The sequence below is a fragment of the Streptomyces sp. NPDC049954 genome, assembly GCF_040656295.1.
Lineage (GTDB): Bacteria > Actinomycetota > Actinomycetes > Streptomycetales > Streptomycetaceae > Streptomyces.
On the sequence record NZ_JBFALS010000016.1, the window covers coordinates 98,008 to 113,785 of the forward strand.

The following is a 15,778-nucleotide window of genomic DNA, read 5'->3' on the forward strand; positions in this document are numbered from 1 at the left end:
GCTACGCCTGCCCCAGGAAGCCTTCTGCGGCCTACTGTTGGGAGGTGCGCCTGCGGTGGACTCCCGTGTGGTGGAGTTTCGGACGCGGCGCTGAAGGCTTCGAGCCGCGGTACGGGCTACCGCCGGCTGTGAGAGGGACGGGAATGGAACCGACCGAGAGCGTCGCCCCAGTCTCCTGGCTGCGGCTGCGCAGAGGTGTGCGGGCCCTGTGGGCATGCGGTACCGGGCGGATGGGCCCGGCGCTCCCCGACCGGCTCCCCCCGTCCCGGGGAGCGGGGGCCGGACCGGGGGAGCGCGGCGGGCCACCACCCGCCCTGCCCCTCGTCGTGGTCGCCCTCGCCGCGGCCCTCCTGGGCGCCGGAGTGGTCCGTACCCTCGGCGCGCGCCACGGCCTGTTCCCCGGCTCGGTGGCCGGCTGGTCCCTCGCCGTGCTCACCGGGCTGATCGTCGGCCACCTCGTCGCCCTGGGCCGCGACCGCTGGTGGGGCGGCACCGGCTCCGGCGCCGCCCTCACCCTCGCCGTCCTGCTGCTGTACGGCTGGCTGCCCGCCGTCCTCGTGAGCCTCACCGTCCTCGTGATCGTCGGCGCGGCCCGCCGCAAGCGCTGGCGCCAGGGCGTCCTGCACGGCGCCGTCGACATCCTCGGCATCGGCGCGGGAGCGCTCGCGCTGGCGCTGTGCGGAGAGGTCCCCACCGTCGAGGAACCCTGGTCCCCGGCGACCTGGGACCCCTACACCGTGCCCGAACTCCTCCTCGTCGCCTTCACTTACCTCCTCGTCAGCCGGGCCCTGCTGTGGGGCGTGCACGCCCCGCACGGGCCCGCCCCGCGCACCGCCGCGCGCACCGCGCTCGCCCGCCAGCTCCTCTTCGGCGTCGCCCTCCTCGGCATCGCCCCGCTCATCTGCGTCGTCGCCACCGCCCGGCCCGTCCTGCTGCCGCTGTTCGCGATCCCGCTGTTCGCGCTCGACTCCACGCTGTGGATGGCCCGCGCCCGCGCCGAGGAGCAACTGCGCGACCCGCTCACCGGACTGCCCAACCGGCAGTGGCTGCAGGAACGTATCTGGACCACCCTCGACGAGGCGGGACGCGACGGGGTGCGCTCCGCCCTCGTCCTCATCGACCTCGACCGTTTCCGCTCCGTCAACGACACCCTCGGACACCTGGCCGGCGACCGGCTCCTGCTCCAGATCGCGGACCGGCTGCGGCTGGCCCTGCCGCGCGGGGCGGAGGTGGCCCGGCTGGGCGGCGACGAGTTCGCGGTCCTGCTGCCCGTCGCCGACTCCACGACCTCCGCGCAGCGGCTGGCCAGGTCCCTCGTCGGCGACCTCGGCTCCCCGCTCGACCTCGACGGGCTCACCCTCGTCCTGGAGGCCAGCGCGGGCGTCGCCGTCTACCCCGACCACGCACTCGACGCCGAGGGGCTCCTGCGCCGCGCCGACGTCGCGATGTACCAGGCCAAACGCGACCGCACCGGCGTAGAGGTCTACGAGTCCAAACGGGACTCCAACACCCCCGACCGGCTCGGCCTGCTCGGCGATCTGCGCCGCGCCCTCGACGCGGGCGACGTCGAACTCCACTACCAGCCGAAGGTCCGCTTCGACGGACAGGTCGCCGGCCTGGAGGCGCTCGTGCGCTGGGTGCACCCGGAGCGGGGCAAGGTGCCGCCCGACGAGTTCATCGCCATCGCCGAGACGTCCGGGCTGATGCCGTACCTCACCGAGTACGTGCTGGAGACGGCGCTCGCCCAGGTCGCCCGCTGGCGCGCCCAGGGCCTGTTCGTGCCCGTCGCCGTCAACGTCTCCCCGCGCGACGTGCACACCCCCGGCTTCGCCGGCGCGGTGGCCGGCCGGCTCGCGCGCCACGGGGTCCCGCCGGGGGCGCTCCAGCTGGAGATCACCGAGCACGTCCTGCTGGAGGACCCGGAGCGCGCCGCCGAGACCCTGGCCGGGCTGACCGGCCACGGCGTCAAGATGTCCCTCGACGACTTCGGCACCGGGTACTCCTCCCTCGTCCACCTGCGGCGCCTGCCGGTGAGCGAGCTGAAGATCGACCGCTCCTTCGTCGCGCGCCTCGCCGTCGACGCGGAGGACGCCGAGATCGTCCGCTGCACCGTGGACCTCGCTCACTCCCTCGGCCTCGTCGTCGTCGCCGAGGGCGTCGAGGACGACGAGACCTGGGAACGCCTGCGCGACCTGGGCTGCGACGCCGTCCAGGGATGGCTGGTCTCCGCCGCGATGCCGGAGGAGGAGGCGACGGCCTGGCTGCGGGCGCGGGGGGCCCGCGGATGGCAGCGGAAGTCCGACCGGGTGGGGTAGCCCGCGAGTGCCCCGGGAGGGGTGGGCGAAACCCCGTAACCGGTCGCCCCGCCCGCCCCATAGGATTGGGCGAAAGCCCACACACCGAACCCCCAGAAGGATCGCCGCATGCCTGGCATCACGCGCGAGGAGGTCGCCCACCTCGCACGGCTGGCGCGTCTGGAGCTGAGGGACGAAGAGCTTGCGCACTTCGCCGGACAGCTCGACGACATTCTCGGCGCGGTCGCCCGCGTCTCCGAGGTCGCCGACCAAGACGTACCGCCGACCTCCCACCCGCTGCCGCTGACCAACGTCATGCGCGCGGACGAGGTCCGTCCCTCGCTCAGCCCCGAGCAGGCGCTCTCCGGGGCCCCCGCGCAGGAGCAGCAGCGTTTCAAGGTGCCGCAGATCCTGGGTGAGGAGAGCTGAGCATGTCGGAGATCATCAAGCTCACCGCCGCCGAGACCGCCGAGAAGGTCGCCTCCGGCGAGCTGACGGCCGTCGAGGTCACCGAGGCCCACCTGGCCCGCATCGAGGCCGTGGACGAGAAGGTCCACGCCTTCCTGCACGTCGACCGCGAGGGCGCGCTCGCGCAGGCCCGCGCCGTGGACGAGAAGCGCGCCAGGGGCGAGAAGCTCGGCCCGCTGGCCGGCGTCCCGCTCGCGCTCAAGGACATCTTCACGACCGAGGGCGTGCCCACGACGGTCGGCTCCAAGATCCTCGAAGGCTGGATCCCGCCGTACGACGCGACCGTCACCAAGCGGCTCAAGGCCGCCGACGTCGTCATCCTCGGCAAGACCAACATGGACGAGTTCGCCATGGGGTCCTCGACCGAGAACAGCGCGTACGGGCCGACCGGCAACCCGTGGGACCTCACCCGCATCCCGGGCGGCTCCGGCGGCGGCTCCAGCGCGGCGCTCGCCTCGTTCCAGGCGCCGCTGGCCATCGGCACGGACACCGGCGGCTCGATCCGCCAGCCCGCCGCCGTCACCGGCACGGTCGGCGTCAAGCCGACCTACGGCGGGGTCTCCCGCTACGGGATGGTCGCCTTCTCCAGCTCGCTCGACCAGGGCGGCCCCTGCGCCCGCACCGTCCTCGACGCGGCCCTGCTGCACGAGGTCATCGGCGGGCACGACCCGCTCGACTCGACCTCCATCGACGCGCCGGTCCCGCCGGTCGTCGAGGCCGCGCGCAACGGCAGCGTCAGCGGACTGCGGGTCGGTGTCGTCCAGCAGTTCCGCGGCGAGGGCTACCAGGCCGGAGTGCTCCAGCGCTTCGACGAGTCGGTGGAGCTGCTGAAGGAACTCGGCGCCGAGATCGTCGAGCTGGACTGCCCGTCCTTCGACCTCGCCCTGTCGGCGTACTACCTCATCGCGCCCTCGGAGTGCTCCTCGAACCTCGCGCGCTTCGACGCGATGCGCTACGGACTGCGCGTGGGCGACGACGGCACCCGCTCCGCCGAGGACGTCACCGCGATCACCCGCGAGGAGGGCTTCGGCGACGAGGTCAAGCGCCGCGTCATCCTCGGTACGTACGCGCTCAGCTCCGGCTACTACGACGCGTACTACGGCTCCGCGCAGAAGGTCCGCACCCTCATCACCCGGGACTTCGAGAAGGCCTTCGAGCAGGTCGACGTGATCGTGTCGCCGACCACGCCGACCACCGCCTTCCCGATCGGCGAGCGCGCCGACGACCCGATGGCGATGTACCTCGCGGACCTGTGCACCATCCCCACCAACCTGGCGGGCAACGCCGCCATGTCCCTGCCCTGCGGTCTCGCACCGGAGGACGGGCTGCCGGTGGGCCTCCAGATCGTGGCTCCCGCCATGAAGGACGAGCGGCTCTACAAGGTCGGAGCCGCCGTCGAGGCCGCGTTCGTGGAACGCTGGGGTCACCCACTTCTTGAGGAGGCACCGTCGCTGTGAGCAACACGCTGAGCAAGGCCAAGGGTTTCAAGAAGTCCAGGACCGGCACCTACGTGTCCATGGGCACGACCGCCTTCGGCGCGATCAACGTCGTCAAGCAGGCGAAGAAGGCCCGCACAGAGGGGGACAAGCTGCGGCTGGTCGACGCCGTGGTGACCGCCGCCGGCATCGTCACCGGGCTGGCCATCCTCTACCGCGAGCTGAAGCGCCTCGGCGACGACGACGTCCTGCTGGGCTGAGAGGGAAAGTTTCACCGTGACCGTCACTACCGACCTGGTGTCGTACGAGGACGCCCTCGCGTCCTACGACCCCGTCATGGGCCTTGAGGTCCACGTCGAACTCGGCACCAGGACCAAGATGTTCTGCGGCTGCTCCACGGAGCTGGGTGCCGAGCCCAACACGCAGACCTGCCCGACGTGCCTGGGCATGCCCGGTTCGCTGCCGGTGGTCAACGCCGTCGGCGTCGAGTCCGCCGTCAAGATCGGCCTCGCGCTGCACTGCTCGATCGCCGAGTGGTGCCGCTTCGCCCGGAAGAACTACTTCTATCCGGACATGCCGAAGAACTTCCAGACCTCCCAGTACGACGAGCCCATCGCCTTCGACGGCTACCTCGACGTCCAGCTGGAGGACGGGGAGGTCTTCCGGGTCGAGATCGAGCGCGCCCACATGGAGGAGGACACCGGCAAGTCGAAGCACGTCGGCGGCGCGACCGGCCGCATCCACGGCGCCTCGCACTCGCTGCTCGACTACAACCGGGCCGGCATCCCGCTCATCGAGATCGTCACCAAGCCGATCGAGGGAGCGGGCACCCGGGCCCCCGAGGTGGCCCGCGCCTACGTCGCCGAGCTGCGCGAACTCATCAAGGCGCTCGGCGTGTCCGAGGCCCGGATGGACCGCGGCCAGATGCGCTGCGACGTGAACCTGTCCCTGCGCCCGCACGGGCGCGAGGAGTTCGGGACCCGCTCGGAGACGAAGAACGTGAACTCGCTGCGCTCCGTCGAGCGCGCGGCGCGCTTCGAGATCCAGCGGCACGCCGCGGTGCTCTCCTCGGGCGGCACGATCCTCCAGGAGACCCGGCACTTCCACGAGGAGGACGGCTCCACGACCTCCGGCCGGATCAAGGACAACGCGGAGGACTACCGGTACTTCCCGGAGCCCGACCTCGTGCCCGTGGCCCCGCCGAGGGAGTGGGTCGAGCAGCTGCGCGAGAAGCTGCCCGAGCTGCCGCTCACGCGCCGCAACCGGCTGCGCGAGGAGTGGGGCGTCAGCGCCCACGACATGCAGTCCATGCTGAACGCCGGGGCCATCGACCCGATCGTCGAGACGATCGCCGCCGGGGCCCGGGCCGACCAGGCCCGCAAGTGGTGGATGGGCGAGCTGGCCCGCAACGCCAACGAGTCGGGCCGGGTCCTGGACGAACTGCCCATCACCCCGGAGCAGGTCGCCCGCGTCACCGCGCTGGTCGCCGCGGGAGACCTCAACGACAAGCTCGCCCGGCAGGTCATCGAGGGTGTGCTCGCCGGTGAGGGCGACCCGGACACCGTCGTCGAGAAGCGCGGACTCAAGGTCGTCTCCGACGAGGGCGCGCTCGGCACCGCCGTCGACGAGGCCATCGCCGGCAACCCCGGTGTCGCCGACAAGATCCGGGGCGGGAAGGTCGCCGCCGCCGGTGCGCTGGTCGGCGCCGTCATGAAGGCCACCCGTGGCCAGGCGGACGCCGCCCGCGTCAAGGAGCTGATCCTGGAGAAGCTCGGCGTCAGCGAGGGCTGATCGCCTCACGCACCGCCCGAGGGGCGGCGCCCGGTGGACACACCCACCGGGCGCCGCCCCTTTCGCGTGTGCGGGACCGGAACCGGCGTGCCGGGCGTACCCGTGCGCGAAGGCGGGGGACACGTACTTGCACATGATCTCCGCCTCCGTGTCCAGCGGCGACGCGGCGTCGCGATGTTCGCTGCGCACCCTCCTCGCCCTCGTGCCGGACGCTGTCCCCGCGCCCGCCGCGACGTCTACGATCGTGCCCGCCGCGGTCCCCGGGAGTGCGGCGGAGCCGGACCGACGCGTGTCCGGAACGAGCTGAGCGCACCGCCGGGGCCGCCCCCGCCCGAAAGGGCCCATCGGAGAGGAACACCGTGACCGCGAGATCCCTCGGCGAGGACGGGGCGCAGCTGCGCCCCCTCGAACCCCGGCACGCCGCCGAACTGCTGGCCCACGTCGACCGGGGCCGCGACTACATCGGCGCGTACATCGGCTTCGCCGACGCCGTGCGGGACGAGGACTCCGCGCGCGCCCTGCTGCGGCGCTACGCCGAACAGCGCGCCGCGGACGGCGGCCGGATCTACGGGCTGTGGCTGGACGGGCTGCTCGTCGGGGGCGTCCTGTTCCGCCTCTTCGACGCCGCCGCCGGGACCTGCGAGGTCGGCTGCTGGCTGGAGCCGCGGGGCGTGGGGCGGGGCCTGGTGACGCGCGCCGTACGCGTCCTGATCGACTGGGCCGTCGAGGAACGCGGCATCCACCGCGTCGAATGGGTTGCCGCCTCGGCCAACACGGCGAGCCTCAAGGTCGCCGAACGGCTCGGGATGACCCGCGAGGGCGTCCTGCGCGAGAGCCACCTGCACCGCGGCGTACGGTACGACACCGAGATCTGGTCGGTGCTCGCCCCCGAGTGGCGCGCCGCCCGCCCCGGGCCGGACAGCGTGCGTTAAGACGCCTCTCAGACTCCGTCCGTACGGTGCGGGCCATGGATACGAAGACGACCGCGGGCGCCGCACCGGGCGGCGCCGAGACCGACACCGAGATCAACGACAAGGCGGGCGTCGACACCCCTCCCCAGCAGGACACCGACGCGGCCGAGGGGGCCGGGCCCACCGCGCCCCGCGAGGAGGCCGCCCCCGGGGACCGGACGGAGGCCGGGGCGCAGGACGCCGACACGCACCAGGACGACCTGGACGAGGACGACCGGGCCGGGAACGACCCGGACGAGGCCGCACCGCCCGTCGCCCCGCGGTCCGCGGGCACCGGGCTCGGCGCCGGGGCCGTCGTCTCCGCCGCCCTCGGCTTCGTCTCCCTCTCCGGCAGCTGGATCGGCACCGTCGCCGGTGACCGCCAGTCCCTCGTCGGACAGCTCAAGGCGCAGTCCGCGCAGCAGGCGCAGTCGGCGAGCGACGTGCGGGAGCAACTGCACGGCGTGTACGGCGACTCCTGGCACCTCACCGCGTGGTTCGGCGGCGCGTTCGCCCTCGTCGCCCTGCTCGTCGGGGTCTTCGTCCTGGTCCGCCCGGCCTTTGGCGCCCCCGGACGCGTGGACAGCGCCCCGTGGGTCAAGTCCGTCGCCTGGGGCGGCGTCGTCCTCGCCGTCATCGGGCTGGTCCTCGCCGTCCTCAAGGTGACCGACGTGGTGCTCGGCATCCCCTCGGTGTAGGGCGCGACGCCGCCGGGTACGGGGCGCGGGGCCTCAGTCCCCAAGACCCCCGCGTCCCCACGCCCGGCCCTTCAGGGGTGTCCGGCGGATCATGCCCGGGGCTCGCGAGGCCTCGCACGGCGCCCCCGGCCTCCGGGCGGGGGAGGACCTCCACGCCGCGTTGCCGAAACGCCCCGACAGCTCCCTTTCCCGAGCTCTCGGCCCCGTCTCGGGCAGGGGAGACCCCGTCCCGAGACGCTCCGGCGCCTTGGGCCCCGGCGCCCTGCACCGCACCGGTCCGGCCGCCGGGCCCTGCCCGCCCCCGATCCGCCGGACACCCCCTTAACGGACGGACACCCCCTAAGGCCCCCGGCCCGCGCGGGTAAGGCGGCGCGTTCCCCGGGACCCGTCATCCTCCCGATGCGGCCCCGCCCCCTGCGCGAGCACGGTGGAGACATCGCGACAGTCGCGAAGCACCACAGGCAACACCGGGGGTACACCGAGATGTTCGCGTACGAGTTGGCCCAACTGCACCGCGCACGGCTGGAGGCGGAGGCCCGCACCCAGCGGCTGCTGCGCGAGGCCAGAGCCGCCCGCCGCGCCGAGCGCGGAGCCGCACGAGGGAGCGAGGCCCCGCGTCGCACGTGGGGGCGCAGCCGCTTCACCAGCGCCGCCTGAGCGGCGGGACCGCGCCATGGACAGAACCGGCCCGCCGGCCGGGGCACCCGCCCCGGCCGGCCGCGCCGCCGCGCCCGTGCACAGCCCGGCCCTCCCCGTCCCCCCGACAATTCCGCGCGCGCTGTCGGACCCCTGTGCGATGCTCGGTCCCGTGAAGATCGAGTCCGTCAGCCCCGTGTTCGTAGGCCGCGCCGAGGAGTTGGACGCCCTGCGCACCGCCCTCGGGCGCGTCGGCGCCGCGCCCGAGGGGCCGGGCGCGACCGGGGAGAGCACCGGGCCGCGGACCCTGCTGCTCGGCGGTGAGGCCGGCATCGGCAAGACCAGGCTCGTCGAGGAGTTCACCGCCGCCGCGGACCGCGAGGGCGCCGTCGTCGCCGTCGGAGGCTGCGTCGAGATCGGCGCCGAGGGACTGCCGTTCGCCCCCTTCTCCGCGGCGCTGCGGGCCCTGCGCGCCCAGCTCCCCGAGGTGTTCGACGAGGCCGTCGAGGACCGCACCGGCGAACTCGCCCGGCTCCTGCCCGAACTCGGCGAGGCGGAGGAGAGCGGGCACCACCCCGACGCGCTCGCCCGCCTCTTCGAGCTGACCGTCACCCTGCTGGAGCGGATCGCCGCGCGCCGGCCCGTCGTCCTCGTCCTGGAGGACCTGCACTGGGCCGACGCCTCGACCCGGCACCTGCTCGCCCACCTCTACCGCAACCTGCGCGCCGGCCGGCTCCTCGTCCTCGCCACCTACCGCTCCGACGACCTGCACCGCCGCCACCCGCTGCGCCCCCTGCTCGCCGAACTCGACCGGCTGCGTACCGTCCACCGCCTCGAACTGCACCGCCTCGACCACGAGCAGGTACGCCGGCAGATGACCGGCATCCTCGGCGCCGCCCCCGAACGGGCCGTACTCGACGAGGTGTTCCGCCGCTCCGAGGGGAACCCCTTCTTCGTCGAGGAACTGACCGTCGCCTCGTGCGAGGGCCGCCGCGTCGGCCTCAGCGAGTCCCTGCGCGACCTGCTGCTGGTCCGCGTCGAAGCGCTGCCCGAGGACGCCCAGACCGTGGCCCGGCTCGTCGCCGAGGGCGGCTCGACCGTCGAACACCCGCTGCTCGCCGCCGTCAGCGCGATGAGCGAGGACACGCTGATCGCCGCGCTGCGCGCCGCCGTCGGCGCCAACCTCCTGAGCCCGACGCACGACGGCGAGGGCTACCGCTTCCGCCACTCCCTCGTGCGCGAGGCCGTCTCCGACGACCTGCTGCCCGGCGAGCGCTCGCGCATCAACCGCCGCTACGCCGAGGCTGTCGAGTCCGCACCCGCGCTGGTATGCGCCGACGCGCGCCCCGCCCGGCTCGCGAGCTACTGGTACCACGCGCAGGCCCCCGACAAGGCGCTGCCCGCCGTCCTCGACGCCTCCGTGGAAGCCCGCCGCCGCCACGCCTACGCCGAGCAACTACGGTTACTGGAACGCGTGATGGAGCTGTGGGACGCGGCGCCGCACCCGCGGCTCGACGCGCTCAGCCCGATGGCCGAGGCATACCCGCCGTGCGGCTGCGACCCCGCCACCACCGCACTCGAACTGCTCGACGTGCTGGCCGAGGCCACCGAGGCGGGCCGCCTGTGCGGGGAGCGCGAGCGCGCCCTCGCCCTCACCAAACGCGCCCTGCGCCTGGTCGACGAGGCCGCCGACCCGCTGCGCGCCGCCTGGTTCTGGGTCCAGCGCTCCCGGCTCGTCACCAACCTCGCGCGCGGCGACGGCTGGGCGGAACTGCGCACCGCGAGCGAACTCGTCAAGGGCCTGCCGCCCTCCGAGGTGCACGCCGACGTGCTCGCCCACGTGGCCGGATGGCAGATGCTGCACAGTCCGGGCCCCGACAGCCTCACCTCCGCGCAGCGCGCCGTGGACTACGCCCGCATGGTGGGCGCCCAGGACACCGAACTGAACGCCCGCACCACCCTCGGCTGCCTCCTCGTGGACTCCGGCTCCGTCGAGGCCGGACTCGCCGAGCTGCGCGCCGTCAAGGAGTGCTCCACGGCCCTCGGACTCGCCCCGCACATTGGCCGCGTCCACGTCAACCTGCCCTCCTCGCTCGAAGGCATCGGCCGCTCCGCCGAGGCCGTCGAGGTGCTGCGCGAGGGCACCGAACTCGCCCACCGCTACGGGCTCGCGGGCACCGCCGCCTACGTGTGGAACAACCTCGCCGAGTCCCTGCTGTCCCTGGGCCGGCTGTCCGAGGCCGAACAGGCCCTCGCCGAGGCCGACCGCACCTGTGCCGGTACCGCCTCGCGCGGGTTCACCGCCTGTCTGCGCGCCGAACTGGCGCTGCGCCGGGGCGACCACGCCCGGGTACGGCGGGAGATCGACGCCGCGGGCGAGCACGCGCCGGGCGGCGGCCGGGACACTCCGCAGCGCGAACTCCCGACGCGCACCCTCGCCGTCACCCTCGCCGCCCAGGAGGGCCGCGTCCTGGAGGGCCGGGCGCTGGTCCTGGCCGCGCTGGAGGCCGGTTTCGCGACGGGCGTCCACCGCTACGCCTGGCCGCTGCTGCTCGCCGGGGCCGAACTGGAGGCCGACGCGCGCGGACTGCCCGCCGCCGAGCAGGGCCGTGCGGCCGTCCTCGACCGGCTGGAGCGGGCCGCCCGCCGGCTGTCCACCCCCGTACCGCTGTGGCAGGCCCACGCCCAGTGGGTGCGCACGGAGCTGCGCCGGGCCCGGGGCGCGGACGCCGCCGCCGACTGGGCCGAGACCCACGCGGCGGTGCTGCCCCTGGACCGCCCCCACGACCTCGTACGGGTCCGGCTGCGGCTGGCCGAGGCGCAGCTCGCCGAGGGCGACAGGGCAGCCGCTCTCGCCCTGCTGCGACAGGCGCACGCGGCGGCCACCGCGATGGGCGCCTCGGCCGCGGCCGAGACCGCCGCGCAGACCGCCCGCCGGGCCCGCCTCTCCCTCACCGAGACCGCGTCGGCCGCCGAGCCGCCGTCCGGCCCGGTCGAACCGGCCGCCGAGCTGGGCCTGACCTCCCGGGAACGCGACGTCCTGCGCCTGGTCGCCGCCGGACGCAGCAACCGCCAGATCGCCGAGACACTGTTCATCTCCCCGAAGACCGCGAGTGTGCACGTCTCGCACATCCTGGCCAAGCTCGGCGTCACCGGGCGCGGGGAGGCCGCGGCGCTCGCCCACCGGCTGCGGCTGTTCCCCGCCGGGCCGCAGCGGACCGCGGGCGCCGCCCCCTGAGCCGTCGCCCGCCGCGGGACTCCGGCCGCCCCGCAGTGCCCGGGCTCACGCGCCAGGACCGGTTCCTTCGCCGGGCGCCTCGCTTACGCTGGCGGCACATGCCTGGTGGCGGGAGGTCACTGTGTTCAACGCGTTCGAAGCCCTGTTCTCGCCGGGACGCAAGCACACCGAGGACGAGAACCGCCGGCTGGAGCTGACCCGCGAGCAGCTCGGCGACGCCGACCCGGGCCGCGGCCCGATAGACCTCGGCTCCGGCAAGGTCACCGTGACCGTCACCGCGGGCCAGGGCCCCCGCACGGCCTCCGTCGCAGCCGCCGACACCGAGGAGGACGGGGCGGCTGAGCCCGGCGACGGCGCGGGCCCGCAGGCCCCACCGCCTCCGTCCGCGACCACCGACCCGGGCGCCTGGAAGCTGTGACGGGGCGCCGACGCGCAGCCGCCACGCGGGCCGGGGGCGAGCACGGCCGGGACATGCGCGGCCGGTACGTGCGCGGCCGGTACGTGCGCGGCCGGGCGGGCCTCACTTCACCCGGACCTCCAGGATCCTGTCGTCACCCTTCTGCGGGGTGCCGCGCGAGTCCGTCTCGTTGGTGAGCACCCACAGCTTGTCGCCGCCCGCCGCGACCGCCGCGCGCAGCCGCCCGTACTTCCCCTTCAGGAAGGGCTGCGGTTCGGCCGCCTCCTGCGTGCCCTTGAGCGGCACCCGCCACAGGGCCTCGCCGCGCAGGCCCGCCATCCACACCGAGCCCTCGGCCCACGCGAGGCCGCTCGGCGAGGACTGGGAGGTCTTCCACTGGGCGACCGGATCGGTGAAGCCCTTCTCGCTCGCGCGGCCCTCCGCCTTTGGCCAGCCGTAGTTCCCGCCCGGCTCGATCAGGTTCAGCTCGTCCCAGGTGTCCTGGCCGAACTCGGAGGCCCACAGGCGTTTGTCCGCGTCCCACGCGAGGCCCTGCACGTTGCGGTGGCCCCAGGACCACACGAGGGAGTCCGGATCGGGGTTGCCCTCGGCCGGCCGGCCCTCCGGCGTCATCCGAAGGATCTTGCCCGCGAGGGACTTCCTGTCCTGCGCCAGGCCCCGTTCGCCGGTCTCCCCGGTGCCCGCGTACAGCATTCCGTCCGGTCCGAACGCGATCCGCCCCCCGTTGTGCACCGTCCCCTTCGGGATGCCGCGCAGCACCGTGTTGGGCGCCCCGAGCTGCTGACCGGCCGGCTTCTTCTCGTCGTACAGCAGGCGCGCGATCCGGTTGTCCGACTCGGTCGTCAGATACGCGTACACGAAGTGGTCCGAGGCGAAGCGGGGCGAGACGGCGATCCCCAGCAGACCGCCCTCCCCGGCCGCGGCGACCCCCGGCACCGTGCCCACCTCGGTCTTCTCGCCGGACTCGGTGTCCACCCGTACGAGCTTCCCGTCGTCGCGCAGCGACACGAGCAGGTCCCCGCCCGGCAACGGGGCGAGCCCCCAGGGCGCCTTCAGGCGGTCGGTGACGGTACGGACGACCTCCGCGGAGCCCTTCGCGGGCGGGCCCTTCTCGGCCGGGCTCGCCGAGGGCCCGGCGGGCGAGGGCGGCGCGGAACCGGACGGGGCCCTGGACACCGGCGACCACCTCCCCTCGTCCGAACCGTCCGAAGAGGAACATCCGGCGGCGAACAGCACTCCCGCTGCGGCCAGTACGGCGGCCACGGCTCTGCCTCGCATCAAGCGGTCCTTCCCTCGCGGTCGCGACGGCCCGGGCGGACCGTCGTCGCTGCACCGGGGCGACACACCGGCCCCCCTGAGATACACCGAACCCCCTCAAGGTTCCCCTCCGGCGGCCCGGGACGCCTCGCGGACCGTCCCGGCCCACCCTCAGTCCCAGGAGCCCCTGGCGCGCGGCAGACACGCGATCTCGGCCAGGTCCTCCTCCGTCAGCCGCAGCCCTGCCGCCGCCGCGTTCTCCGCGGCCCACCGGGCCCGCTTCGTCCCCGCGAGCGCGACGATCCGGTGGTCCCGGCTCAGCACCCAGGCCAGCGCGACCTGCGCCACCGTCGCGCCGTGCCGCTGCGCGACCCGCCGCAGCCCCGCCACCACCGGCTGGTTCGCGGCCATCATCTCCGCCGTGAACCGAGGATGCCGCGCGCGTACGTCCTCCGGCTCGAACCCCTGACCGGGCGTCAGCGTGCCCGTCAGATAGCCGCTGCCGAGCGGCATCGCCGCGAGGAAACCGACGTCGCGCGCCGCGCACCACGGCACCAGACGGGCCAGCGCCTCCGGCGACCACACGGACAGCTCCGCCTGCACCGCGCTGACCGGGAACACCTGCTGCACACGCTCCAGCTGACGCACCGTCGCCGCGTACGGGTCCTCGACGGGGAGGGGCGGGCCCGGACGCGCACCGCCCCGCGCGCCCGCCGCCACCCGCTCCCGGGCGGGGGAGCGGCGCGGGGCCGGCAGCCGCCGCGCGGACTGCGGGTTGAAGGCGCACAGGCCCAGCGCCCTGACCTTGCCCGCCGCGACCAGCTCGGCCATCGCCCCCCAGGTCTCCTCCACCGGGACCTCCGGATCGGGACGGTGCAACTGGTACAGGTCGATCACCTCGGTCTGCAACCGCCGCAGCGAGGCGTCGCAGGCCCGCCGTACGTACCCCGGCCTGCCGTTGGTGACGAGATGCTGCTCACCCACCAGCAGCCCGCACTTCGTGGCCAGAAAAGCCTCCTGACGCCGCGCGCCCAGCGCCCGCCCCAGCAGCAGCTCATTGGTGAACGGGCCGTACATGTCGGCCGTGTCCAGCAGGGTGCTGCCATGGTCGAGGGCCGCCCGCACCGCCCGCACCGACTCCTCGCCACGCTGCTGCGAGCGGGTGTAGGCCCAGCTCATCGGCGCGCAGCCGAGGCCGACCGCGCCCACCTCAAGAGCCGCGGAGCCGACTGTCCTGCGCTCCACCTGGTCCGTCCTCCCGCCGCGCCGTCCGCGCACCAAATTAACCTCTGGGCCGCCCGCCCCCGCGCCCGCCTCCGGCGAGGCGGCCCCGCGCGGCCCGCCCCGTCCCGGCCACCGCCCCCGCCCCGTTCCGCTCCGCGCGGCGGGTCATAACCTCCTGACCATGACAGACGACGTATGGCTTCCCTACCGCGCGCACGAGATCCCCGGACTGCCCGACCCCGCACAGGCCGGACTGAACTACCTCTTCTGGGACGGGGAGGAGGAGTTCCCCGGCGACCCGGCCCGGTGCGCCTTCTACGTCGTCCCCTACATGAGGGGCGGCGACGTCGCGGTGCGGCCGCTGCCGCACATGAGTTCCGTACGCGTCGTGCAGACCCTCTCCGCGGGCACCGACAACGTCGCGCCCGGACTCGACGGGCTGCACCCCGGCGTCCTGCTGTGCAACGCGCGCGGCGTGCACGAGGCGAGCACCGCCGAACTGGCCCTCACCCTCACCCTCGCCTCCCTGCGCGGCATCCCCGGCTTCGTCGAGGGGCAGCGGGCCGAGCGGTGGCGCTCCGGCTTCCACCCGGCGCTCGCCGACAAGACCGTGCTCATCGTCGGCTACGGATCGATCGGCGCGGCCGTCGAGGACCGGCTCGTGCCCTTCGAGTGCGCGCGGGTCCTGCGCGTCGCACGCTCCGCTCGCGCGGCGGAGCGCGGCCCCGTGCAACCGCTTTCCGAACTGCCCGCACTGCTGCCGCAGGCCGACGTGGTGATCCTCTGCACGCCGCTCACCGACGCCACCCGGCACCTCGTGGACGCCGGGTTCCTGGCCGCCCTCAAGGACGGGGCGCTCCTGGTCAACGTGGCGCGCGGCCCCGTCGTCGACACCGGGGCGCTGCTCACCGAACTGGAGTCCGGACGCCTCACCGCCGCCCTCGACGTGACCGACCCCGAACCACTGCCCGCCGGTCACCCGCTGTGGCACGCTCCCGGAGTGCTCATCACCCCGCACGTCGGGGGCCCGACCTCGGCCTTCGAACCTCGGGCCAAGCGGCTGCTCGCCCGGCAGCTCACCCGCTTCGCAACCGGCGAACAGCCCCACAACGTCGTCCTGACCACGGGTGAGGACGACCGGTGAACCCCCGCTGAGGACGCCCGCCCACGCCCGGGGCGACGAGGCCCGCACGCCCCCGGCGGGAGCGGGCCCGGACCCGGAGGATTGTCACAGAGAGTAGAGAGACTATGTCCCTGAGTGACAATCCTGGTGTATCGTCCCCGCAGGAGCGACGTCGCGCACGGTGACGGCGCCGGGGACGGGCCGCCGGAGGGACGCCGGCCGGCCGGGGCGAAGCACTCGAAGGA

At 74.3% G+C, this 15,778-nt stretch carries 13 protein-coding genes; 11 read left to right on the forward strand and 2 right to left on the reverse strand.

What is annotated here, in order from left to right; all coding sequences use genetic code 11:
• Positions 1 to 143: 143 nt before the first annotated feature.
• The 10 genes from AB0J21_RS28970 (at position 144) to AB0J21_RS29015 (ending at position 11,929) form a co-directional block, all read left to right on the forward strand.
• Positions 144 to 2,315: a bifunctional diguanylate cyclase/phosphodiesterase gene (locus tag AB0J21_RS28970; protein WP_363149103.1), complete on the forward strand. Its 2,172-nt coding sequence runs from the start codon at positions 144 to 146 to the stop codon at positions 2,313 to 2,315.
• A gap of 108 nt (positions 2,316 to 2,423) precedes the next feature.
• The gene (gatC, locus tag AB0J21_RS28975) at positions 2,424 to 2,723 is read left to right on the forward strand and encodes an Asp-tRNA(Asn)/Glu-tRNA(Gln) amidotransferase subunit GatC (protein WP_363149104.1); all 300 of its coding nucleotides are present in this window, start codon (positions 2,424 to 2,426) and stop codon (positions 2,721 to 2,723) included.
• A 2-nt stretch (positions 2,724 to 2,725) separates the two neighbouring features.
• Positions 2,726 to 4,219 (forward strand): Asp-tRNA(Asn)/Glu-tRNA(Gln) amidotransferase subunit GatA, encoded by a 1,494-nt coding sequence (gatA, locus tag AB0J21_RS28980; protein WP_363149105.1) that lies wholly within the window; start codon positions 2,726 to 2,728, stop codon positions 4,217 to 4,219.
• The gene (locus tag AB0J21_RS28985; RefSeq protein ID WP_363149106.1) at positions 4,216 to 4,458 is read left to right on the forward strand and encodes a hypothetical protein; all 243 of its coding nucleotides are present in this window, start codon (positions 4,216 to 4,218) and stop codon (positions 4,456 to 4,458) included. Before gatA ends, AB0J21_RS28985 begins: the two co-directional genes overlap by 4 nt.
• 16 nt (positions 4,459 to 4,474) lie before the next feature.
• Entirely contained in the window at positions 4,475 to 5,989 is a 1,515-nt protein-coding gene (gene gatB, locus AB0J21_RS28990) for an Asp-tRNA(Asn)/Glu-tRNA(Gln) amidotransferase subunit GatB (RefSeq protein WP_363149107.1), read from the forward strand.
• A gap of 359 nt (positions 5,990 to 6,348) precedes the next feature.
• Complete coding sequence (locus AB0J21_RS28995; RefSeq protein ID WP_363149108.1) at positions 6,349 to 6,921, forward strand: GNAT family protein; 573 nt, start codon at positions 6,349 to 6,351, stop codon at positions 6,919 to 6,921.
• A gap of 35 nt (positions 6,922 to 6,956) precedes the next feature.
• Complete coding sequence (locus AB0J21_RS29000) at positions 6,957 to 7,637, forward strand: hypothetical protein (RefSeq protein ID WP_363149109.1); 681 nt, start codon at positions 6,957 to 6,959, stop codon at positions 7,635 to 7,637.
• 399 nt (positions 7,638 to 8,036) lie between these two features.
• On the forward strand, positions 8,037 to 8,294 hold the full coding sequence (locus tag AB0J21_RS29005) for a hypothetical protein (protein ID WP_363149110.1): 258 nt from the start codon (positions 8,037 to 8,039) through the stop codon (positions 8,292 to 8,294).
• A 139-nt stretch (positions 8,295 to 8,433) separates the two neighbouring features.
• Positions 8,434 to 11,511 (forward strand): AAA family ATPase, encoded by a 3,078-nt coding sequence (locus tag AB0J21_RS29010; RefSeq protein WP_363149111.1) that lies wholly within the window; start codon positions 8,434 to 8,436, stop codon positions 11,509 to 11,511.
• A 121-nt stretch (positions 11,512 to 11,632) separates the two neighbouring features.
• The gene (locus tag AB0J21_RS29015) at positions 11,633 to 11,929 is read left to right on the forward strand and encodes a DUF6191 domain-containing protein (protein WP_363149112.1); all 297 of its coding nucleotides are present in this window, start codon (positions 11,633 to 11,635) and stop codon (positions 11,927 to 11,929) included.
• Between the two features lie 102 nt (positions 11,930 to 12,031).
• On the opposite strand, the gene AB0J21_RS29020 is transcribed toward AB0J21_RS29015, so the two are convergent.
• Both AB0J21_RS29020 and AB0J21_RS29025 read right to left on the reverse strand, forming a co-directional pair.
• Complete coding sequence (locus AB0J21_RS29020) at positions 12,032 to 13,207, reverse strand: PQQ-dependent sugar dehydrogenase (RefSeq protein ID WP_363149113.1); 1,176 nt, start codon at positions 13,205 to 13,207, stop codon at positions 12,032 to 12,034.
• Between the two features lie 150 nt (positions 13,208 to 13,357).
• Positions 13,358 to 14,431: an aldo/keto reductase gene (locus tag AB0J21_RS29025; protein WP_363149114.1), complete on the reverse strand. Its 1,074-nt coding sequence runs from the start codon at positions 14,429 to 14,431 to the stop codon at positions 13,358 to 13,360.
• A gap of 160 nt (positions 14,432 to 14,591) precedes the next feature.
• On the opposite strand from AB0J21_RS29025, the gene AB0J21_RS29030 reads away from it, so the two are divergent.
• Positions 14,592 to 15,554, forward strand: a complete 963-nt coding sequence (locus tag AB0J21_RS29030; protein ID WP_363149115.1) for a 2-hydroxyacid dehydrogenase — start codon at positions 14,592 to 14,594, stop codon at positions 15,552 to 15,554.
• Positions 15,555 to 15,778: the final 224 nt, after the last annotated feature.